Here is a 20,758-nt window from a genome sequence, read left to right on the forward strand (position 1 = left end):
GGGTCTTCCGGCTGCCGCAGGCGAGTGGCGGCGGGGAGGACCTGTTTTTTTGTGGCAGCAAATCGCGTATTATTGTAAGAATAGTCGAAAATTTACGCGCTGGGCTGAAGATGCCACGGGCCCAATCGAGAGGGGGAGCATGCATACATGCGAGATCCGTATGCAAACATAGCGAAGGTCGATCCGAGCGTGCAGCGAAAGCTCGGCGAAAGTCTGGAAATACGGGCGGCAGACCTGGAGATGCGGGGGATTGTCGATGCGTATTTGGCGAAGCTGAACTGGCCGGACGGAATGGAGGTGCTGGAAGTCGGCTGCGGGACCGGAGCCGTGACGAGGCTGCTTGCCGAGCGTCCGGAAGTGAAAAAAGTGACAGGGATCGATCCCTCCAGAATTTTTGTTGAAAAGGCGCGGTCCTTGAACACGCATCCGCACGTCGAGTTTGTGGTGGGGGACGGACGGGACCTGCCTTTTTCGGGGCAGGCTTTCGACATGGTTGTCTTTCATACGGTGCTGGGGCACGTGCCAGCACCCGAGCGATTCCTTGAGGAAGCGGGGCGCGTGCTGAGAAAGGGCGGCCAGCTCGTCATTTTCGACGGCGACTACATGAGCCGCTCGGTTGCGATCCGTGAACACGACCCGTTGCAGGCGTGTGTGGACATCATGAAATCGTCCAACAGCCAAAATCCGTGGCTGGTCAGGCAGCTTCCCGCCATGCTGACTGCGCTTAGCTTTGCCAATGTGCAAGCGGAAGGGTATTCGTACGTAGGGAAGGATCCCTCTTACATGCTGGACTATGTGTTGCGTGGAGCGGACCGATTGGCAGACGCGGGCATCGTTTCACAAGAAGCGGCAGCCGCCCTGAAAGCCGAAGCGCGGCAGCGGGTGCGGGACGGAAGATTTTTCGGCCTGTTTCCCTACATGAGCTTCCGAGCTATTTGGGGGTAAATGCGCCTTGGCCGTAAACGCGCCTGGCGGTAAACGCGCCTTGGCGGTAAACGCGCCTTCCTGTCACAAATCGTTTCGTTTTCCTGTGATTGAAATCACAGAGGCAAAGAAGCTCCCTCTACTAGAATCAAGGTATACCTGATTCGAAGGGAAGGATTTCGATGCTTAGCGAAAAAACGATAGGCGTAATCAAATCGACAGTGCCTGTTCTGGAAGTGCACGGGACTGCGATTACCAAACGATTTTACGAGCGCTTGTTTACCCAGCACCCGGAACTTTTGAATATTTTCAATCACGCCAATCAAAAGCAAGGACGGCAGCAGACGGCACTCGCCAACGCCGTATACGCGGCTGCCCAGCATATCGACAACCTGGCGGAAATTTTGCCCGTGGTCAAACAGATCGGTCATAAGCACCGCAGCCTCGGCATCCTGCCTGAGCATTATCCGATCGTAGGAGAAAACTTGCTGGCAGCGATCAAGGACGTGCTCGGCGATGCGGCCACGGAGGAGATCCTGCAGGCGTGGGCGGAGGCGTACGGCGTGATCGCGGACGCGTTTATCAGCGTGGAAGCGGAGATGTACGAGCAATCCCGCGAGCAGCAAGGCGGCTGGTCCGACTTCCGCGAGTTCATCGTGGAGAAAAAGGAGCGGGAAAGCGACGTCATCACGTCCTTCTACCTCGTGCCGAAGGACGGTCGGGCGATCGCAGCTTTCAAACCGGGACAGTACATCAGCGTGAAGATGGAGATTCCGGGAGAACGCTTTACGCACATTCGCCAGTACAGCTTGTCAGACGCTCCGGGAAAACCGTACTACCGCATCTCGGTCAAGCGGGAGGATGCACAGGGAGACAAGCCGGCAGGAAAAGTATCTGTCTATTTGTCGGAGAGTGTAAAAGAGGGCGATGTACTGCTGCTTTCCGCACCGGCAGGCGATTTCACGCTGGAAGAAGGGCAGCGACCAGTCGTGCTTATCAGCGGCGGTGTCGGCTTGACCCCGACGGTCAGCATGCTGCATGAGCTCGCCAAACAGGAAAAGCGCCAGGTGACGTTTATCCACGCTGCGCAAAACGGCAAGCGGCATGCCCTGCGCCAAGAGGTCGAGCGCATCTGCAGCGAGCATCCGCACGTGTCCGCATACTGGTGCTACAGCCAGCCAACCGAGCAGGATCGCGAAGCCGGCGCATTCGACAAGGAAGGCTACATCGATCTGGAATGGCTCAAGTCCGTTGTGCCTGTAAAAGAGGCCAGCTATTATTTCTGCGGTCCGGTGCCTTTCATGCAAGCGGTCAAACAGGCATTGTCGGAGTGGGGAATCCCGTCCGGCGACGTGCATTTCGAGTTTTTCGGTCCGGCGGGAAGCCTGTAAGACGAAGCCGGCTGAATCGCTTTTCAGCAGGTCCGGCCAACTGCGGGAGTGCGGGAGCGCTTTGACGCTCTTTCGTGCATAACAGGCACGATCACTCCTCTTGTCGTTCGCTTTTTGCCTCGGCAGCTTGTGCGCGCAGCAGCCGATTCACCGTCTCGCGCCGCAAGCCGATGAGCTGCCCGATCTCGTCCTGGGTGAGCACATCTGAAAGAGACTCCACGGGCACGAACGATTGAAACCAGAGCTGGAGCTTGCGTAGTCTTTCGGCAGGCTGTACTTCTGACAGTTGGTCGATTCGCTGCTGCATCATGCGCAGCTTGGATTGCAGCTGGAGGGCGATCTCCCGGCATTTTCCGTGGTCGTCCTCCAGCTCGCGATACCAGGTCGGCGCGTCGATGACCTCTACCTCGCTCGTTACCAGGGCGATCGCCGTCCCGTAGTACGGATTCGGACTGATGAGGGAGTGGTGCGGGATGGTCTCGCCCGGCACGATGATGTTGACGAGCGTAACGGCACCGTCGGCATGATGCCGATTGATCTTCAGCATGCCCTTATGGAGATGGTAGAGAGGGCCGGTTTCGCCTTGGCGAAAGAGCGTCTCACCTTTATGCAAAATCATGGGGTTCACCTCGGATGGAAAAAATGATACCTGAGTCATTGTAGCATAATGGTTCGCCTCTGCAGCCGTTCTGACGGTATTTTTCGGAATGGCAGGAGGGACGAACGTCAGCCCCATAATCGAAGCCTAGTTGTGGCTGGGAATGGGAAGAAGGAGCGTTTCAGGCAGGCACACGCTTTTTTTATGGACGGGAAGCGGGTTCATGAGGCAGCGCCGCAAAGAGCGGGCATGGTCCGACAGTTTGCCGACGCTTGCCGCTTGCGTTCCCCTCGGCGTCGTTTGTTATAATGATGGCATCAATTGGTCTTGTCAAAAGGAGCTTTCGATGCTGATCACAATACTTGCATGGATTGGTATTCTCATCATTGCGCTGATTCTGCTCCTGTTCGGGTACACCGCCTATCGCTACTGGCAGCACATGGGGAATCTTCCTCAGCCGCCGTATCGCGAACTGGAACACAAGCCGATGCCGGCAGACTGGGCCGAGCACGAGGTGACCTTCACCTGGGTGGGGCATTCGACGATCCTGCTGAATCTGTACGGAACCAAGATCATTACGGATCCCGTGCTGGGAGAAAAACTGGGGATTCGCATCGCGGGCATCCATTTTGGTCCCAAGCGCTATACACCGCCTGCCCTTTCCCTGGAAGAGGTCGGAGAGGTCGATTTGATTCTGCTGTCGCACGCCCACATGGACCACGTGGACTTGCCCACCCTGCGCGGATTGGCGAATCGCTCGACACACGTCATCACGGCGCTGAATACGGGCAGACTGCTCCGCAGGATGCCGTTTGCTTCGGTGGAAGAGCTGCAGCCGCACGATCAGACGACCACTGTCCACGGGGTGAAGATCACGGCGATCCCGGTGCGGCACTGGGGCAACCGCTTCCCGTGGAACCGCGATTACGGCTACAACGGCTACGTGATCGAAAAAAACGGCACGCGCATCCTGTACCCCGGAGACACCGCCTACCTCTCGATGGAGAATCTGCGGCACGAGTTCGGCCCGATCGATCTGGTGTTTATGCCGATCGGAGCTTACAAGCCGGATTCGTATCAGGGCGCCCATTGCACGCCGGAGCAAGCCTGGGAAATGTTCAAGCAGACCGGCGGAAAGTGGCTGGTGCCCATCCATTGGAATACGTTTGTGCTTTCGCAGGAGCCTGTCGAGGAGCCGATCCAGCGCCTGATTGCGGCAGCCGGCGCCGAAAGGGACCGGATTGTGGTAGAGAAGCAGGGAGAGACGTATTCCTTGCCGGTGTAAACTGCAGGTGATCTGAGAACAAGACCCCTGACTTTTCCCTTGGGAGAGAAGTCAGGGGTTTTGTTTGTGGGGGAAGGAGTTCATTTGATCCTTATCGAACTTCATTGATTGAGTAAGATTTTTTATGCGGGTGCGCCCGCTGAAGGATTCGGAATTGCCAGATGAAGTGCCTTTGCGTCTTCATCCGGCATTCCGTCGGTTTCAATCCTGGCCATGCCTCTATGATATTTTCTTGTCGAGGGAGTTTTCATGAAAGGCCAGAGGGAAACAGTAGGAACGGATACGTACATATCGGGAGGGATTGTCATGGAAAAAGCATTGCCGCAACGCTGGGATCTGGAGGTACTGTTTCCGGGAGGCAGCGAATCCGCAGCATTCCATTCGTTTCTCGGAGAGCTGGAAAGCGATATCGCCGCGCTCAAGGCGAGGGTCGAGCAGCCGGACTTGCCGGTGCAGGAAAAGCAGACATTTGTAGAGGTACTCTCCAGCGTACAGGGGATCGCGGTGCGAGTCAGACAGGCAGGTGCCTTCATCTCCTGCCTGACGGCGCAAAATATGAAAGACGACAAGGCCAAACTGTTGGGCGGACGGGTCAACAGCATTTCGGCCGCGTTCGGCGGGGCTTTGACCCGCTGGGAAGAGCAGCTGCTCAAAATCGATGCTGCCGCTTGGGAAGCGCTCCTGACAGACGAAGAGCTGAAGCCGATCGCGTTTCCGCTGAACGAACGCCGCCGCCGCGCGCAGGAAAAACTGCCGCCGGAGCAGGAAGTGCTCGCAAACGATCTGGCTGTGGACGGCTATCACGCTTGGCAAGACCTGTACAATGCCGTCGTGGGACGCATGACCATCGAGGTGGAGCTGGACGGGGAGAAAAAGCAGCTGTCCGTCGGGCAAGCCTTCAATCTGATGAGCCATCCGGACCGTGCCGTCCGCAAGCAGGTATTTGAGAAGTGGCTGGAAGCGTGGGGCAACGAGACGGAGCTGTGCGCGCAGGCGCTCAATCACCTCGGGGGTTTCAGACTTGCGCTGTACCGGCACCGCGGCTGGGAATCGGCTTTGCGCGAGCCGCTGGACATCGGGCGGATGCAGGAAAAGACGCTGGAAGCCATGTGGCAGGCGATCAACAACCGCAAGGATCGGGTAGTGGCCTACCTGCAGCGCAAGGCGAAGCTGCTCGGCCTCGAAAAGCTGAGCTGGTACGACGTGTCCGCGCCAATCGGCAGCTCGCACAAAAAAGTGCCGTATGACGATGCCGCAGCGATGATCGTCGAGCACTTCGGCCGGTTCAATCCGAAGATGGCGGCGTTTGCCCAGCAGGCGTTCGACGAAGCGTGGATCGAGGCGGAGGATCGCCCAGGCAAGCGCCCCGGAGGTTTCTGCACCAGTTTCCCGGTCAGCAAGCAATCGCGCATCTTCATGACGTACTCGGGCAACGCCAGCAACGTGTCGACTCTCGCCCACGAGCTGGGCCACGCCTATCATCAGCAGGTGATGTGGGATCTGCCGCCGCTCGCGCAAAACTACGCGATGAACGTAGCGGAGACGGCATCCACCTTCGCCGAGATGATCTTGGCGGATGCAGCCGTGAAAAACGCATCCAGCAAAGAGGAGAGGCTTGTTCTTCTCGAAGACAAGCTGCAGTCCGTCGTAGCGTTCTTCATGAACATCCAGGCGCGCTTCCTGTTCGAGAAAAACTTCTACGAGCAGCGCAAAAACGGCCTCGTAAGCGCGGCCGACCTCGACCGCATGATGACCGAGGCGCAGCAGCAGGCGTACGACGGAGCGCTGGCCGAATACGAGCCGCACTTCTGGGCGTCCAAACTGCATTTCTACATCACCGGCTACCCGTTTTACAACTTCCCGTACACGTTCGGCTATTTGTTCAGCCTGAGCGTCTACGCACGCGCCCTCGCCGAAGGGGAGAGCTTCGCCGCCAAATACGACGCGCTCCTCCGGGACACCGGCCGCCTGATGGTGGAAGACCTCGCGAAAATCCATCTGGGCGAAGACATGACCCAAGTCGAATTCTGGCAAGCAGCCGTAGACCTGGCCGTTGCCGACATCGATGAATTCCTCCGCCTGACGGAAGAGGCGTAAGGCGGGATCGCCACACGATAGAGGATAGAAGGAAGGCCTGTCCCTTTGCGGACAGGCTTTTTGCTTGTGTATGCCTCACTTAAGGTTAATACGAACAGTACAGCCATGGGGGCTTCCATCATTTGTATAAAGCGGCAGTCTGGAACGTGTGTTTCACATCAGGCTGCCTTTTTCCTTTTTTCAGGTGCTGTTCATCAAGGCAGGGATCCCTTAGACTGGATACAACAGTGATTGAAACTCACTTCTATCGGGACAAGTTCAAGGGGGGAAGCTTATGATGATATGGGTGAATGGTGCATTTGGTTCGGGCAAGACGCAGACGTCTTTTGAGTTGCAGAGAAGGATTCCTCACTCTGTCATTTTTGATCCCGAACATGCGGGTTACTACATCCGAAAGAACATCCCCGTTGAAATCGCTAAAAGTGATTTTCAGGATTATCCGATGTGGCGTGAAATCAATTATTCGATGCTGAAATACATGGACAGTGAATATAGAGGGACCATCATTGTGCCAATGACGGTCGTTAACCCCCGGTATTTTTCCGAAATGGTAGGGAAACTGAGAGACGAGGGAGTCACTGTTCACCATTTTACGTTATGTGCCAGCAAGGAAGTTTTGCTGAAGAGATGCGAACCAGAGGCGAAGGAAAGAATTCGTGGGCTGCCCAGCAGATCGATCGATGTATAGCAGGGCTGTCTCATGATACGTTCCGGCATCATTTGGATACGGAAAATCTGACAGTTGCAATGGTGGCAGAATCGATTGCCGCCCAGTTGAATATCCAACTCCAACCAGACAGGCGCGGAAAAATCGGAAAATGGAAGGATCGAGTAATGACCCAGATCAGGCACATTCGTTTCTTCGACTAACAACGCGCAAGGAGCATGAGTTCACGAACTTGTTTTTGAAAATCCAGCGGAAAGGAGGTCGCACATGGATGAAGTCTCATCATGCCGCTGGCCGCATTAAATTTCCCGCAGGCTTTTGGACAGGAGTCGGTCAGTTAGGGATTTCTGCCCCCGACGTAGCTCGCAAAGCACAACTGCCGCTCTCCGTTATTACGGAACCGATGGTCACCACTGCCCAGTATTACGCGATCTGGCAGGCTTATTCCGACCTCATTGGCGACACCGCCAAAGGAATCATCGAGCTTGCGACCGTCTTTGAAACCGCACAGTTCCCACCGCCTTTCTTGGCGACGTACCACGCTCGTGACTATCGTGACGCCTTGATCCGAATAGCCCGGTACAAACAACTGTGTCCCCCCGAAAGCTTACGGATCACCGAGGAGGGCGAGTACTGTACCATCGAACTCAAATGGCTGACTGCCGGGCAGCCCGGTCCGCCGATGCTGGTAGGAATCACTCTGGCATCGCTTCTGGAGCTGGGGCGTCGGGGCACGGGTCACCCTTTGACGGCAGGGCTCGTCGAATTTTCGCAATCAATGGGCGACGTGCAGGCCCTTGAAGCATACTTCGGTTGCCCCATCCAGATCGGTGCAAAAGGAAACCGGATGACGCTCCGCCGAGGTGATCTGGACCGGCCCTTTGTCTCGTACAACGAAGAGCTGTTGGAAATCCTGACTCCCGCTCTGGACCGATCAGTGGAGGAACAGCAGCGCAGCCGTTCTATTTCAGAGATGGTCAAATGGATCCTGAAACGAAGCCTTGCCGGAGGGCGTCCCGACATCCAGACTGTCGCAAGGGAGCTGGGAATGAGCAATCGCAGCTTGCAGCGACGGCTTGCCGACGAAAAAACGAGCTACAAACATCTGCTGATCCAATCGCGGCATGAGCAGGCACGAGAATATTTGGCAAATCCTACCCTCGATATACAGGAAGTGGCTTTCTTGCTTGGGTATGAAGACCAGAATTCGTTCTACCGCGCCTTCCGCCAATGGGAAGGGGATACACCTTCCCATTGGCGTACGAAGCATGCAGACGCAAACGGGAATACTACTCGCAACCCGTCCCATACAGCGGGGAGCTAGTCTTTGTTTCATTTGGCGTGTGAAACAAGTACGTTGGCGCCATACGCTAGTTACGGAACCATCCAGACAAGATAATATTCTCCCTATCCGAAAGCACAAGACTCTTTCATTATTGATGGCCAACTCAGCTGTCTGATCGTGAAATCGTTATGCAGAATACGGGGTAGGATAGGAGAAATGCAGGATGGATATGGGACTTCGCAACAAAACAGCTTTGGTTACAGGATCGACGAAAGGGATAGGGAAAGCCATCGCCATTGAACTTGCCAAAGAAGGGGTTCATGTACTGATTAATGGACGGAACAATGAAGAGGTAGAGCAAACCGTACGAGAAATAAAGGAAAAATATCCGGCTACTACTCCTCAAAATGCGGCGGCCGATCTCGTGGATATCCGACAGAGAGAAGCATTATTTGAAAAATACCCCCATATTGATCTTTTAGTGAACAGCATGGGGATTTATGAAATCATGGACTATGAGGACGTCGATGATGAAATCTGGGAAAAATACTTCCGGACGAATGTACTTGCTGCGAATGGATTGTGTAAATTTTATTTGCCGAAAATGATGAACAACGGTTTTGGCCGCATTCTCTTCATTGCGAGTGAAGAAGCCGTGATGCCATCGGGGAAAATGCCTCAGTACGGGATGACCAAATCCATGCTGCTGTCGTTGTCCAAAAGCTTGTCAAAATTGACAGCAGGCACAGAAGTGACAGTCAATGCGATCATGCCGGGACCGACACTCTCTGAAAACGTGCAGCGAATTATTGAGGGGATGTACCCCGATGAAGATATGAGCTTTTCCGAAAAAGAGAGAGAATTCATGGCTGCAAACCTGCCTCAATCCGAGCTGCAGCGATTTATCAAGCCGATGGAGATCGGCAGGCTCGCAGCATTTGTATGCAGTCCTTACGCGTCCGCATTTAGAGGTTCGCCGATTCGGATGGATGGGGGAATGGTACCGACTATTTTTTAAATCGTTCGGGTTTGACTTCTCACCCGACAGTCTAGGCCGGAATCTGGCATCACCGGCTGGTATGGAGGATGGACTCCCAAAATAAAAACCGGAAGGACTCGGCATCGCAGGCGATACGAAGTCTTTCCGGTTTTTCATGTCAGGCCAAGCCGAATGCCAGCGCCAGCAAAGCGGCTGCCGCTCCGCCCGCGAGAGAGCCGGCGACATTGACGGCATCGTTGTTCCAGCCGGCGCGGCCGCGGATCCGCACGGCTGGCTTTTCGCAATGGCGGGCCTGCTCGATTTCGCGGTCACAGACGCTGCAGCGGTACATTTGCTGCCACGTCGCACCGATCCACGAATCGGTCAGCGACCCTATGATACCTGCCAGACCGGCTACTCCGATCCAGGCGGCAGGTCTAAGCTCCGCCACAGCCGCATCCGGCGCAGATTGGCCGTGCAACCCAAGCAGCATCCACGCTACAGCACCGATAAACAGGCCACCGGCCAACGAAGCAGCCATTCCGAGGCCAGAAACGCCACCGGATGTGCCAGGCGGAACGCGCCGCCCCGTTTTGATCGATCGCGGGGGCTTCTGGCTCAAGCCGCCGATTTCCGTAGCCCACGTGTCTGCAGTGACTGCCGCCATCACACCGAGGAAGGCGTACCACCAAAGCGGATGGGACCACGCCCAATCGGCTACGCACAACAGCAGCCCCAGCCCTCCGTTGGCGAGCACTTGACCCGCATCGCGCGTCCCGCTTTTTTCATAGCCGCTCTCTGCCTCTTTCTTTGCATGCTTTTTCCACTTGGACCATAAAGTCGACGAAATAAAAAAAGCGATGAGGGAGCCGAACCAGATCGCGCTTCCGAGTGCATACATCACCGTGCCCAGTACCACCGCCGCGAAAAAGCCGGAACCGGCCAGCGACCGTTTTGCATAAGCCGCTCCCGCAATTGCTGTGCTGCAGGCCAGTCCAATGAACCACTCCACTGCTTTTTCGCCTCCTTCTGTTTGGAACGATTATACCTCTATGCAGGAGGCTTCCTTTCCTATTTTTTCCGTTCCGCAATGAATACATTTTCAGCCGAAATTTTCATTTCTGAAAAAGGACGTTCGAATAAGACATGCAATTCAAAACCGGTTTTGGTAGAATAAACCTCATTATATAGCCACCAGGCCCCTTCAAAATGATCGGGCACAAAAAGTTCTTCTACCCCTGTAAAAGTGAGTGTAATGTCTGTAAAATAGTGAAACCCACCTCTACAGTCTAAAGTCATGACAAAGGTATCTTTTGACGGGTACTCAATTGATTTCACTTTTGCATCGTGCAATGAATTTTCGTGTAATTGCACCACATTTTTTGGGAGTTCAATGATTTGCCTCCCTTGTTGTCAATGAAGGTAAATTTTTACACTAAAAATGGAAAGACGTAAGCTATTATAACTGTCAGACCTTTCAAATACAAATGAAGACACTGCAACTGTTCAGAGAAAATAAAGAATTAGACTGATGTTGTTGATTTGATGCTATTACTGGAAAAGCTCTTTACCTTAGAAAAATAGGTATAAGACTATTCAATCCTTCCATACAAAAAGGCCAGTCAAAACACAAAAATAAAGTGTTAGACTGGCCTAGTTTATTGAGCTATCGATCCCCGTTAGTTCTCATTGAAACGATCAAAATAATGGGCTCCCGGAACATTCCGGAAGCCCGTCATTCGTTACCCTTCTCTGCCTAACATAGATTGCGCATACTGCCGAAACTCATCCGAGTTGGACTTCTCAGCAAACAATGCGATCAGCACCGGATAAGCTGCATACCGTTCTACGATATGCTCAGCCATGCGTGCCCACACCCTGCCGCCTCTACATTCATACCGGTCAAGCAGTTTGCTCAAGCCTTTCTCGCCAAATAGCGCATAATAGAGCTGGAAATCTATCGACGGATCGGAAACTTCCCCTTCCGTCCAATCAATTAGTCCCGTAACGTGCCCATTCTCTCCGATCAACAGATGTCCCGGATGTAGATCTCCATGCACCACAGTCGAGAAAGTCGGCCAGTAAGAATCATCAGCTATCCACCGCTGCCAGCGTGTCCAGAGCGAATCGGAAACGTTGTAATTTCGCTTCACCCATTCCATTTTTTCTCGGAAATCAGTCCGAGCCTCCGTTGAAGTCAAGATGCGAATGCCCGCGGCAGCCGCTTCGTCGTTGCCGATCGAGTGAAGTGCTACCAAAGTTGTGGCCAACGTATCAACAAAAGCCTCCGGTAAGTTCTTTTCGTCGATCTCCCATACATACTGGTTCACCTCAGGGTCGATCGTTGCTGCCGGGACGCCCGCAAGCCTCGGATAAGCGATCAACTCCGTCGTATGAATTTTCCAATCCGGTACCGCCACCGGAAGCCGCGGTTTCACCAGCGAAAGCACACGCTGCTCGTATGCGGCGGACTCCACCACATCGTCACGGCGCGGCAGCCGCAAAACCCAGGGCATTCCTTCCTCGTCTTCGGCAAAGCTGGCCAAAAAATCCAATCCAGATTCGTTTATGAGCACCGAGTCCCGGTTCAATATCAATCCATACTTGTATGCAAGTTCCAACACCGTAGATACTTGATCCTTGTTTTTCTCCATAAAAAATACACCTCTTCATTTGAATTGTTATTAGAAATGTTTGCAACGCAAATAAGCCGTCCCCAAATTCTTAAAAAATGGAGCAAGCCTCATTCGTCTATTCCTAGTAACGAATTCGCATGAAGTAGATGCACATAATGGAAGCCTCCGGTTTGTTGTCAGGGAATTCCCCCATCATGATACCATGTTTACGACCACGTTATTTTCTTCGAACAGCAACTTCAAGAAGGGGGACCATCCATGGAACCACAAAAAGTGACCTTCGGCGAAAAGCTGGAGGGTATTTCTTACAGTAGAAGAGAAGGCGTTTACGCCATTATCATGAATGACAAAAACGATGCCTTTGCTGCGGTCAAAACGTCCACAGGCTACTTTCTTCCCGGTGGGGGGATGGAAGCGAATGAAACCCATGAAGGATGTCTCAAACGCGAGGTACTGGAAGAACTCGGCTGCCTGATTGCTGTGGGACCATTCATCGGTCGTGCTGAGCGATATTTTTACTCCACAACGCTGCACGAATATATGATCAGTGACGGTTATTTTTATACAGCTCAAATAGTGAGCCACCCCCAGGCGCCGACAGAAGACGACCACGAATTCGTCTGGATAAGAAGGGAGGAAGCAGAGGATCTGTTGTTTCATGAACACCAGGTCTGGGCGGTCATAAAGACATTCCAGGGTATAGGGCCTTGAGCTGCCGAGCTTTAAAGTTGCAGAGTAAAAAGTGTTAGGCTGATGGATACATATGTTACTATCGGATTGTTCAGGCTTATTCCGCCAATTCGAAGGGAGATTTGTAGAAAATGCAAAGTGCCCACCAGGTGCTAACAAGCTATTTTCAAGCATTAGGAAGCAAACAGATTGATAAAGTGATCGAATTGGTTCATGATGAGGCGAAATTTATCATTCTTAAAAAAGAGCCCTCAGAAAAAATTCCTTTATACGGCACATTTCATGGAAAAGAAGGCGTTAGGAATTATTTAAACGTATTAGAAGAAGCAGAACAAATAGAGAGGTTTGTCCTCCACAAACTCATCGGCAATCAGGAAGCAGCGTGTGCATGGGGGAATTTCCGCATCAAGGTCAATGTAACCGGGAAAGTGTTCGAGAGTGATTGGGCAATTATTTGCGAAGTAGAACAGGAGAAGATAAAGTTTTTTCAAATCTTCGAAGATACGGCTGCACTGGAAGAAGCTTTTGATGGAAGAGTCCGTTGATAGATTAGTAAACCTGAGCTTCAAATCAATTCAACTTTCTGTTTGTGTATTGTAGTTATGTAGCGGTGGTGTAAGACTTGATTTTCAAAGTCTTACACCACCGCTTTTTCTTTGCATCAGACAGCAGGTTTTCTCCTTTTTCCGCCCCGAGGCAAGAGTGGGATGAAGAGTCTTTTATAGACAGCGAAGCAGAGCCCAAAAAGGCTTTTCACCTAAAGCTCGCCCCGGAAAAAGGAGAAAAAAGCGAAGGCCTTTGGGGCGCGACCCAAGCGGAATGGAAAAAGAGGAACACGCCCGAGCGTCCAACCCAGAGAGACTCCCCCGAAACCGCTGCTTTTGGACGCCGTTCCTCTTTTGGAATGGAGCTGGCCAGATGCCGCTTCCCCGCTGTGATCCAAGAGCCACAGCGTTTTCCCCTTTTTCCGCCCCCGAGGCAACAGTAGGAGTGAAGCGTCTTTTAAAGACAGCGAAGCATAGCCACAAAAAAAGACCCTCTTCCGAAACAAGAGGATCCAATCGAATGTAAAAATGAAACGTCCGAAAGCGATAGAGGAAAGACTAGCGAGCAAACGCCCCCAGCACCTCTTTCAATTCCTGCTGCAGCCCCGCGCTGATCGGACTCATCGGCAGACGCAGCGTATCCGTAGCCAAGATACCTTGCTCCGCCAGCACCCACTTGATCGGTGCCGGGTTCGACTCCTGGAACAGCTTTTGGATCAGTGGCACAAGCGAGTCAAACGCCTTTTGCGACTCGTCGAACTTTCCTTGCTTGGCGAGCTCATACACTTGCAGGAACACGTCCGTCTGGATGATGGAGGACGCCAGGATCCCGCCAGCAGCGCCTTGCTTGAGCATCGAATGGAACAGGATGTCGTCCCCGCACAGCACCGGCTTCGTGTCCCCTTTCAGCAGCTCATTCAGCAGCTCGAGGCTTCCCGTGCTGTCCTTGATCCCGATCACGCCGTCCAGATCCAGCACCCGTTTGATCGTATCCGCCGCCAGACGCAGCCCCGTCCGATGCGGGATTTCGTAGGCGATGACGGGGACTCCCACCGCTGCCGCCCGACGATAGTGCTCGAGGACACCCGCTTGCGGAGGACGATTGTAGTACGGTGTGACGACCAGAACGGCATCCGCGCCCAATTTTCCCGCCAACTCCGTCCGCTTCACCGTGGATGCGGTGCTGTTCGTGCCCGTGCCGACCACCAGAGGCAGCTGTTTGCCGCGCGCAGCCATGACTTCTTTCGTGACTTGCACGAGCTGCTCCACTTCCTCCCAGGAAACCGTCGGAGACTCGCCCGTCGTTCCGTTGACGATCAGGCCGTGAATGTTGTGGTTCAACAGCTCTTCCACATGGTTCCGGTATGAGTTCAGATCCAGTTCCTCACTCGGCAAAAATGGAGTGATGACCGGGACGTAAATGCCTTGCAAATCGCGTTCCTGCAGCATGGTGATTCCTCCCTGAATTCCTTTGATTGTACTTTACCATGGCAATCACTATCAGTGTTATCTATAATAAGTGATAAGCAATATCAAAAATTTTGAAGTGGTGACGAGATGGATCTCACTTATTTCCAGACGTTTCGGGAGGTTGCGTATCATCAGAGCTTCACCAAGGCAGCGAGCGAGCTCGGGTACGCACAGTCGAGCGTCACGATGCAAATTCAAAAGCTGGAACAGTCGTACGGGGTCAAATTGTTCGAGCGTTCCGGAAAAAGCCTGCGCCTGACTTCTGCCGGGGAAGAGCTGCTGAAAATCGCGGTGCAGATGCTGGGCCTGTACCAGCAGTCGAAGGAAACGCTGACGCTTCAGGGCGGCGGCACCTTGACGATCGGCACGATCGACTCGCTGGCTTCCTACTTTCTCCCTGCTCTGATCCAGCATTTGCGCCAGAAATACCCGACGCTGACGATCCGCCTGCAGCCGGATCGGGAATCATCCATCCTGGAGAAGGTGAAGGAAGGCGATTACGACATTGGGCTGCTGCTGGAAAGCAAACCGTCCGACCCGGCCCTGGAATGGGTGAACATCCGGGAAGAGCCGTTGGTCCTGCTCGCGAGCCCCAGCCATCCGCTGACTTCGGCAGACAGCATCGCTCTCGATCAGCTCCACGACGTGGAATGGATCATGACGGAAGCGAGCTGCAACTACCGCATAATGCTGGAGCGAGTGCTGCAGGAACATAAAATCCCCTACCGGGTCGGGCTGGAGCTGGGGAACCCCGAGGCGATCAAGCGCTGTCTGATGGCTGGATCCGGCATCGCCCTGCTGCCGCAGATGGCCGTCCAGGAAGAGATTCAGCGAGGGGAGCTGGCCGCGCTGCCTTTTGCTCACCCCGACATTCGGCTCGATCTGCAAATGGTCATTCGACCGAAAAAGTGGATCTCCCAATCGCTGCAGGATTTCATTGATCTGCTGCACGCATAAGGGGCAACGCGACAAACAAACAATTGCACATGCTTGCGATCCAGGAGAAAGCCGGTCCGGCACGCCACAGTGTCCGGACCGGCTTTTTTAATTCCTATCGAGTATAAGGGCAGCATAGCGAGACTTCGAACACAGTGAGATAGCGAGACTTGTGCCCTTAGGGTACCGCGGCTCCGTCAAAAGGCGTGGCGTAGCCGGGTGTTCTCAGGAGTGGAACCAGATGAAGAACATTCCCCCCTAGGCGAAAGGGAAGACTCATGGTAAGATAAACAAAAAACATTCTATGGTGATCGAATGAATAAAGTATATTCTATTAAAATCGAATGGTATCCTGCGTACGAATGCATCGCCAGTCTATACGCCTACGTCCACGAAAAGGAACGAAAACAGTTTCAGCTCGGCAGCACCTGGAAAGAAGAGGCGACAAGCAAGCTGCCGAAGGAGTTTGCCGCCGAGCTGGCAGACGAACGCTGGGAGGTGCTGCATCGCCTGGTGCTGCTGGTCGCCCAGTCGCCGGAAAAGCAGTCCGTAGACGCGTTTCTCAAATGGCTTGGACAGATTCCGGCTGGTGAAATTTACGAGCGGCTGGCCCCTTGGGTCGATACGATTCCACTCAATCTGGGAGAAATCCGGGACAGAAGCCTTGCGCTGCTGACTCGTTGGAACGAGCACTACTTCTCCCAAGTCGAGCCGCACATCAAGGAAGGCCTCGAGAGGAGCGCGAGCCAGCTCGCTGAACAAAGCGCTCACATGTCTCCCGTCGAGCTGGTCGATCTGGCCACGAACGGCATCTGGATCGAGCCGGTGGCCGATTTGCGGCAAATCGTGCTCGTGCCGCAATACCACTGCGCGCCGTCATCGATTCTCGACTTCTACCGCGGTCTTGTGACTTGCCTTTATCCCGTAGGAGATGCGGACGGAGGGCAGGAAGAGCCGCTGCGTGCGCTGCTGCCGATCACGCAGTGCCTGGCTGACGAAAAGCGTCTCCACATCCTGCGTTTGCTGGCGCAAAACCGTTGCACGCTGGGTGAGCTGACACAACAGGTCGGCCTGGCGAAAAGCACGGTGCATCATCACCTCACAGCGCTGCGGCGGGCAGGCTTGGTCCGGGCCCATTACGTAGGGAGCACGACCGTATCCGCGTACAGCCTTCGGGAGACAGGACTGGATCGGCTGCCCGGCCTGCTGAGGGATTTTTTGGAAAGTGGGGAAGGACGCAGGTGAAGCATATCCGGAGTTACTTGCAGGCGTATCACCCCGTGGTCCATTTGCTGATGGCCGGAACGGTGTTTGTCATGCTGACCCAAGCCATGAGCATGCCGTTTTTGGCGATCTATTTGAGCGAGACGACGACGCTTGGACCCGCGTATATCGGGATGATTATCGGAGCGGGGCCGCTGGCGGGTACGGTTGGAGGCTTTCTGGGCGGTCTGCTGTCTGACCTGTTCGGCCGGCGCCGGCTGATGATCTTGTCCATGCTCGTCATGGCGCTGTCCTTTGCCGCGTTTGTCGTGGCCACGCATCCGCTCGCTCTGCTGTTGATCAGTCTCTTGAAAGGGCTGGCCAGCTCGTTTTACGGCACTGTCTCCAAAGCCATGATGGGAGACTTGACCCCGGAGGACAAACGGTTTCGCGTCTTTTCCAACCGCTACCTGGCCGTCAACCTCGGTGTCGCGATCGGCCCGATGCTCGGGGCTTTTCTCGGAATTGCCGGAAGCGGCACGGCCTTTATGATGACGGGGATCTCCTACGTGCTGTTCGCGGGCCTGCTCGCCGTTTACTGCAGGCGGTACGCCGTGGGAGACAGTCACGAAGAAACGGTACAGGAAGGAAAGCCCACCCTGGGCCAGATGTGGGAGGTGCTCAGGCGGGATACCGCGCTGCTCGCTTTTGTCGTGGGCGGCATCCTGCTGGTCACCGTCCATGGCCAAATGTCTGTCTCCTTGTCCCAGTATTTGCGGGAGGAGATGGCGGATGGCGTAGCACTGTTCGGCGTGATGATGAGCGCCAACGGCTTTACGGTTCTGCTGCTGCAAATTCCCCTGACCCGGTTCGCGGAGCGGTATTCCCTGTTTTCCCGGATTGCGGCAGGGGCGGCCCTGATGGCAGTGGGAGAGGTCGGTTTTGCCGTCTCAGCCGGATGGAGCTGGATGGTGGCCGCCATGATCGTGTTTACCTTTGGGGAAATTTTGATCGTTCCGGCGGAGTACGCCCAGATCGATCAGATCAGTCCGGCGAACATGCGCGGGACGTATTACGGCGCCCAAAGCGCAAGCGAGCTCGGCAGCTTCCTCGGCCCGTGGGCAGGAGGAATGGTCTTGTCCGCCTATGGCGGTCCTATCATGTTTCTGTCCATGGGGGCGTGCGCTCTCGTCAGTCTGATCTTTTATTGGCTGGGAAGAAATCTTCATAGAAAGCGGCAGCTGAGCGGCAAGAGGGCTCAAGCGGCTGGCTGATGGCGTTTTTCCTTGATGAAGGCTGCTGATAAAGCGGCCTTTTTTCTTGAAGCAGAAGGTATAATCTTCGCTGAATTTCTGCCTGATTCAGCAAGAAAAACCGCGGACCTCATCCCTGACTGGCCTGGATAGAGGCAAAAAATATTATTCAGAAAATTTAAATTTCGCTATTTGCGTTTGCAGCGGCTTATGGTATAAATAGGTTATCTTGAAGGAATTTCTGCTTCGAATTGAGTTATATGAAGGATTTCATTCTTCTGTCGGATAGGAGTAGGCGTATGTCATTCGAACAGCTCGTTAAGGATTCGTTTGCGCAATTGTCCTCGGGGCAAAAGAAAGTCGCGGAATACTTGCTCACCAATATCGAAAAGGTAGCGTTTTATACGGCGGTGCAGATCGGACGGGAAGCGGAGGTCAGCGAGACGACGGTGATTCGCTTCGCCTACGCGCTGGGGTTCCGCGGTTTTTCGGAAATGCAGGCGGCGATTCAGCAGCACGTCTTGGAGAACAGCAGCTCCCGTTTTGCCGGGCCTTCACAGCCGATGGGGGAGGATGCGAACATCTTCGCGCGCGTGATCGAACGGGACATCGCGATCTTGCGCCAAACGCTGCACCAGCTGAATCAGCAAGACGTCTGGAGGGCTGTCGACTGGCTGATGGAGGCAGACCAGGTGCTCATCGTCGGCTATCGCGCGTCTTATGCTGCGGCGCATTGGTTTAGCTTCATGATGAGCGTGATCCGGAAAAATGTGCTGCTCATTCCTTTCACGGGCGAGGTGGAGGAGCGCATGATCAGCTTGACGGAGAAGTCGGTGGTCGTGATCATCTCCTTTCCGCGCTATACGAAAGAGACGATCCGGGTAGCCGAAACGAGCAAGCGGATGGGGGCAAAAATCATTGCAGCGACAGACCGGCTCCTGTCGCCCGTCAGCCGCATCTCCGACATCACCTTTACGACCGACATCAATATCGAATCCGGACACTACTCGAATGCCGCGGTGATCCATCTGCTCAATCTGCTGTTAGCCGGCATCGAGCAAAAAAACAGCAAGGAGACCCAAACGAGAATGAAAAAGCTGGAGCAGCTGTACTCCAACTGGGGCGTATTCGAGGAATAACAGGGGATCTCATAGAAGAGGGGACTCTTCCTTTCTTCTTAAGATAAATAAACTGTAAATTCGAAATCATCAAAAGAAAGAGGGGGCTTCACATGAAAAAAAGTTGGTTGTCCGTTGTATGGATCGCCCTGCTGGCAGTCGCGATCGGCCTCTCGGGCTGTTCGCAATCGTCATCGTCGGGAACGGGAGGCAGCAAGGAGCTGGTGGTCGCTTTCGACTCGGACGTTCCTACCATGGATCCGCACATGCACAATGAGCCGAATGCCATCACGACGAACTGGCATATCTTTGACTCGCTGCTCTTCCTCTCCCGCGATTTGAAGATCGAGCCGGGACTGGCGGAGAGCTACGAGCAAAAGGACGAGCTTACCTGGATCTTCAAGCTTCGCAAGGGCGTGACCTTTCACAACGGGGAGGAATTCAATGCGGACGCCGTCAAGTTTTCGCTGGAGCGCGTCCTGAACGAAAAACAGAAAAGTCCGCAGCGCGGAAACATCAGTGCGATCGCGGCAGTGAACGTGATCGACCCGTATACCGTCGAAATCAAGACGAAAGAGCCGTACAACCTGCTTCCGCACCGTCTGTTCTATCTCAGTATCGTTCCGCCGAAGTACGTACAGGAGGTCGGGGATCAGGAATTCGCGCAAAAACCGGTCGGGACAGGCCCGTACAAGTTCGTCGAGTGGGTGAAAGGGGACAAGATCGTCCTGGAAGCCAACGAAAACTACTTTAAAGGCGCCCCGAAAATCGGAAAAGTAACCTTCCGCATCATTCCGGAAGTCGCGACCCAAATCGCCGAGCTGCAAAGCGGCGGCGTGGACGTCATCCGCATGGTGCCGCCTGACATGCTGGCGCAAATCGAGGGCAATGCAACCATCAAGGTAGCATCGACTCCTTTGCTGCGGGTCTACTACATGGCTTTCGACACGAAGAAAAAGCCGTTTGACGATGTGCGTGTAAGACAAGCCATGAACCATGCCGTAGACATCGATAAAATCATCGGAAAAGTGCTGGGCGGCAAGGCGGTTCGCACGCCGGCCGGAGTGAACCCTACCCACTTTGGATTCGATGAAAGCATCAAGCCGTACGAATACTCTCCGGAAAAAGCCAAAGCGCTTCTGAAAGAGGCCGGGTATGCAGATGGATTCGAGACGGAACTCCACTACTTCACCCCGGGAATCGGGCAGCAGATCACGGATGCGGTGATCTCCGACTTGAGCAAGGTCGGCATCAAGGCGAAAGCCAAGTTTTATCCGGAATCGAGCTCGTTTGTGGAAAAACAGCGGGCGGGTGACCTGCCGTTCCGTTTGGGGCACTGGGGCAGCTATTCCGTCTACGATGCCGATGCCATTCTCCAGCCGATGTTCGACAGCCAGGGCGTGTACGGCAAGTACTTTCACACGCCGGAGCTGGACAAGCTCATTGGCGAGGCCAGATCGTCCGTCGATCAGGAGAAGCGCAAGGCCCTCTACAGCCAGGCCCAGCAGCTGCTGTACAAGGAAGCGCCGTGGATTTTCCTGTTCTCGCCGATGGACAACCAGGCGTACAATGCCAAGCTGCAATTCCAGCCGCGCGCGGACGAACGCATCTACGCCTATGAGATCGACAGAACGGAATAAGGCTGCAGCTTGATACGCGAAGACGGAGGGGGACAGCGCCC

At 54.3% G+C, this 20,758-nt stretch carries 18 protein-coding genes and 1 pseudogene; 14 read left to right on the top strand and 5 right to left on the bottom strand.

What is annotated here, in order from left to right; all coding sequences use genetic code 11:
* Window positions 1-147 precede the first annotated feature (147 nt).
* Entirely contained in the window at window positions 148-945 is a 798-nt protein-coding gene (locus RGB73_RS06710; RefSeq protein WP_310770287.1) for a methyltransferase domain-containing protein, read from the top strand.
* Window positions 946-1,106: 161 nt separating this feature from the next.
* The gene (hmpA, locus tag RGB73_RS06715; protein WP_310770289.1) at window positions 1,107-2,315 is read left to right on the top strand and encodes an NO-inducible flavohemoprotein; all 1,209 of its coding nucleotides are present in this window, start codon (window positions 1,107-1,109) and stop codon (window positions 2,313-2,315) included.
* Window positions 2,316-2,406: 91 nt separating this feature from the next.
* Here hmpA and RGB73_RS06720 read toward each other — a convergent pair whose 3' ends face one another.
* Window positions 2,407-2,934 (bottom strand): Crp/Fnr family transcriptional regulator, encoded by a 528-nt coding sequence (locus tag RGB73_RS06720; protein WP_310770291.1) that lies wholly within the window; start codon window positions 2,932-2,934, stop codon window positions 2,407-2,409.
* Between the two features lie 325 nt (window positions 2,935-3,259).
* Here RGB73_RS06720 and RGB73_RS06725 point away from each other — a divergent pair, with 325 nt between their 5' ends.
* The 5 genes and pseudogenes from RGB73_RS06725 to RGB73_RS06745 all read left to right on the top strand — a co-directional run bounded on the left by RGB73_RS06725 (window position 3,260) and on the right by RGB73_RS06745 (window position 9,265).
* On the top strand, window positions 3,260-4,198 hold the full coding sequence (locus RGB73_RS06725; protein WP_310770293.1) for an MBL fold metallo-hydrolase: 939 nt from the start codon (window positions 3,260-3,262) through the stop codon (window positions 4,196-4,198).
* A 306-nt stretch (window positions 4,199-4,504) separates the two neighbouring features.
* A complete protein-coding gene (locus RGB73_RS06730; RefSeq protein ID WP_310770295.1) occupies window positions 4,505-6,295 on the top strand; it encodes a M3 family oligoendopeptidase in 1,791 nt (596 codons plus the stop codon).
* Window positions 6,296-6,569: 274 nt separating this feature from the next.
* Window positions 6,570-7,165, top strand: a pseudogene (locus RGB73_RS06735) (AAA family ATPase).
* 68 nt (window positions 7,166-7,233) lie between these two features.
* The gene (locus RGB73_RS06740) at window positions 7,234-8,286 is read left to right on the top strand and encodes a helix-turn-helix transcriptional regulator (RefSeq protein WP_310770297.1); all 1,053 of its coding nucleotides are present in this window, start codon (window positions 7,234-7,236) and stop codon (window positions 8,284-8,286) included.
* Between the two features lie 184 nt (window positions 8,287-8,470).
* Window positions 8,471-9,265 carry an SDR family NAD(P)-dependent oxidoreductase gene (locus RGB73_RS06745; RefSeq protein WP_310770299.1) on the top strand — a complete coding sequence of 265 codons (795 nt, stop codon included), beginning with the start codon at window positions 8,471-8,473 and terminating at the stop codon, window positions 9,263-9,265.
* A 139-nt stretch (window positions 9,266-9,404) separates the two neighbouring features.
* On the opposite strand, the gene RGB73_RS06750 is transcribed toward RGB73_RS06745, so the two are convergent.
* The 3 genes from RGB73_RS06750 to RGB73_RS06760 form a co-directional block, all read right to left on the bottom strand.
* Window positions 9,405-10,238, bottom strand: coding sequence for a DUF92 domain-containing protein (locus tag RGB73_RS06750; RefSeq protein WP_310770302.1), 834 nt, complete (start codon window positions 10,236-10,238; stop codon window positions 9,405-9,407).
* A 59-nt stretch (window positions 10,239-10,297) separates the two neighbouring features.
* The gene (locus tag RGB73_RS06755) at window positions 10,298-10,564 is read right to left on the bottom strand and encodes a DUF4085 family protein (RefSeq protein WP_310770304.1); all 267 of its coding nucleotides are present in this window, start codon (window positions 10,562-10,564) and stop codon (window positions 10,298-10,300) included.
* A gap of 404 nt (window positions 10,565-10,968) precedes the next feature.
* A complete protein-coding gene (locus RGB73_RS06760) occupies window positions 10,969-11,880 on the bottom strand; it encodes a macrolide 2'-phosphotransferase (protein WP_310770306.1) in 912 nt (303 codons plus the stop codon).
* A gap of 240 nt (window positions 11,881-12,120) precedes the next feature.
* Between RGB73_RS06760 and RGB73_RS06765 the strand changes: the two genes are divergently transcribed.
* The gene (locus tag RGB73_RS06765) at window positions 12,121-12,573 is read left to right on the top strand and encodes an NUDIX hydrolase (RefSeq protein WP_310770307.1); all 453 of its coding nucleotides are present in this window, start codon (window positions 12,121-12,123) and stop codon (window positions 12,571-12,573) included.
* A gap of 110 nt (window positions 12,574-12,683) precedes the next feature.
* Entirely contained in the window at window positions 12,684-13,097 is a 414-nt protein-coding gene (locus RGB73_RS06770; RefSeq protein ID WP_310770309.1) for a nuclear transport factor 2 family protein, read from the top strand.
* Window positions 13,098-13,655: 558 nt separating this feature from the next.
* Here the strand turns inward: RGB73_RS06770 and dapA are convergent.
* Window positions 13,656-14,546, bottom strand: a complete 891-nt coding sequence (gene dapA / locus RGB73_RS06775) for a 4-hydroxy-tetrahydrodipicolinate synthase (RefSeq protein WP_310770311.1) — start codon at window positions 14,544-14,546, stop codon at window positions 13,656-13,658.
* 108 nt (window positions 14,547-14,654) lie between these two features.
* Here dapA and RGB73_RS06780 point away from each other — a divergent pair, with 108 nt between their 5' ends.
* The 5 genes from RGB73_RS06780 (at window position 14,655) to RGB73_RS06800 (ending at window position 20,717) form a co-directional block, all read left to right on the top strand.
* The gene (locus tag RGB73_RS06780) at window positions 14,655-15,524 is read left to right on the top strand and encodes a LysR family transcriptional regulator (protein ID WP_310770312.1); all 870 of its coding nucleotides are present in this window, start codon (window positions 14,655-14,657) and stop codon (window positions 15,522-15,524) included.
* A 294-nt stretch (window positions 15,525-15,818) separates the two neighbouring features.
* A complete protein-coding gene (locus RGB73_RS06785) occupies window positions 15,819-16,748 on the top strand; it encodes an ArsR/SmtB family transcription factor (protein WP_310770314.1) in 930 nt (309 codons plus the stop codon).
* On the top strand, window positions 16,745-17,980 hold the full coding sequence (locus RGB73_RS06790; protein ID WP_310770316.1) for an MDR family MFS transporter: 1,236 nt from the start codon (window positions 16,745-16,747) through the stop codon (window positions 17,978-17,980). The genes RGB73_RS06785 and RGB73_RS06790 overlap by 4 nt, the downstream gene beginning before the upstream one ends.
* A gap of 278 nt (window positions 17,981-18,258) precedes the next feature.
* Window positions 18,259-19,098 (top strand): MurR/RpiR family transcriptional regulator, encoded by an 840-nt coding sequence (locus tag RGB73_RS06795; protein ID WP_310770318.1) that lies wholly within the window; start codon window positions 18,259-18,261, stop codon window positions 19,096-19,098.
* A 92-nt stretch (window positions 19,099-19,190) separates the two neighbouring features.
* A complete protein-coding gene (locus RGB73_RS06800; RefSeq protein ID WP_310770320.1) occupies window positions 19,191-20,717 on the top strand; it encodes an ABC transporter substrate-binding protein in 1,527 nt (508 codons plus the stop codon).
* Window positions 20,718-20,758 lie beyond the last annotated feature (41 nt).

The organism is Brevibacillus brevis, from assembly GCF_031583145.1.
Classification (GTDB): domain Bacteria; phylum Bacillota; class Bacilli; order Brevibacillales; family Brevibacillaceae; genus Brevibacillus; species Brevibacillus brevis_E.

Bases quoted from the DNA above. Each gene is read 5' to 3' on its own strand.
- RGB73_RS06770 (WP_310770309.1), top strand. From the start codon at position 12,684: ATGCAAAGTGCCCACCAGGTGCTAACAAGCTATTTTCAAGCATTAGGA.
- RGB73_RS06780 (WP_310770312.1), top strand. From the start codon at position 14,655: ATGGATCTCACTTATTTCCAGACGTTTCGGGAGGTTGCGTATCATCAG.
- RGB73_RS06765 (WP_310770307.1), top strand. From the start codon at position 12,121: ATGGAACCACAAAAAGTGACCTTCGGCGAAAAGCTGGAGGGTATTTCT.
- RGB73_RS06795 (WP_310770318.1), top strand. From the start codon at position 18,259: ATGTCATTCGAACAGCTCGTTAAGGATTCGTTTGCGCAATTGTCCTCG.
- RGB73_RS06725 (WP_310770293.1), top strand. From the start codon at position 3,260: ATGCTGATCACAATACTTGCATGGATTGGTATTCTCATCATTGCGCTG.
- RGB73_RS06740 (WP_310770297.1), top strand. From the start codon at position 7,234: ATGAAGTCTCATCATGCCGCTGGCCGCATTAAATTTCCCGCAGGCTTT.
- RGB73_RS06745 (WP_310770299.1), top strand. From the start codon at position 8,471: ATGGATATGGGACTTCGCAACAAAACAGCTTTGGTTACAGGATCGACG.
- RGB73_RS06720 (WP_310770291.1), bottom strand. From the start codon at position 2,934: ATGATTTTGCATAAAGGTGAGACGCTCTTTCGCCAAGGCGAAACCGGC.
- RGB73_RS06785 (WP_310770314.1), top strand. From the start codon at position 15,819: ATGAATAAAGTATATTCTATTAAAATCGAATGGTATCCTGCGTACGAA.
- dapA (WP_310770311.1), bottom strand. From the start codon at position 14,546: ATGCTGCAGGAACGCGATTTGCAAGGCATTTACGTCCCGGTCATCACT.
- RGB73_RS06800 (WP_310770320.1), top strand. From the start codon at position 19,191: ATGAAAAAAAGTTGGTTGTCCGTTGTATGGATCGCCCTGCTGGCAGTC.
- RGB73_RS06710 (WP_310770287.1), top strand. From the start codon at position 148: ATGCGAGATCCGTATGCAAACATAGCGAAGGTCGATCCGAGCGTGCAG.
- RGB73_RS06730 (WP_310770295.1), top strand. From the start codon at position 4,505: ATGGAAAAAGCATTGCCGCAACGCTGGGATCTGGAGGTACTGTTTCCG.
- RGB73_RS06760 (WP_310770306.1), bottom strand. From the start codon at position 11,880: ATGGAGAAAAACAAGGATCAAGTATCTACGGTGTTGGAACTTGCATAC.
- hmpA (WP_310770289.1), top strand. From the start codon at position 1,107: ATGCTTAGCGAAAAAACGATAGGCGTAATCAAATCGACAGTGCCTGTT.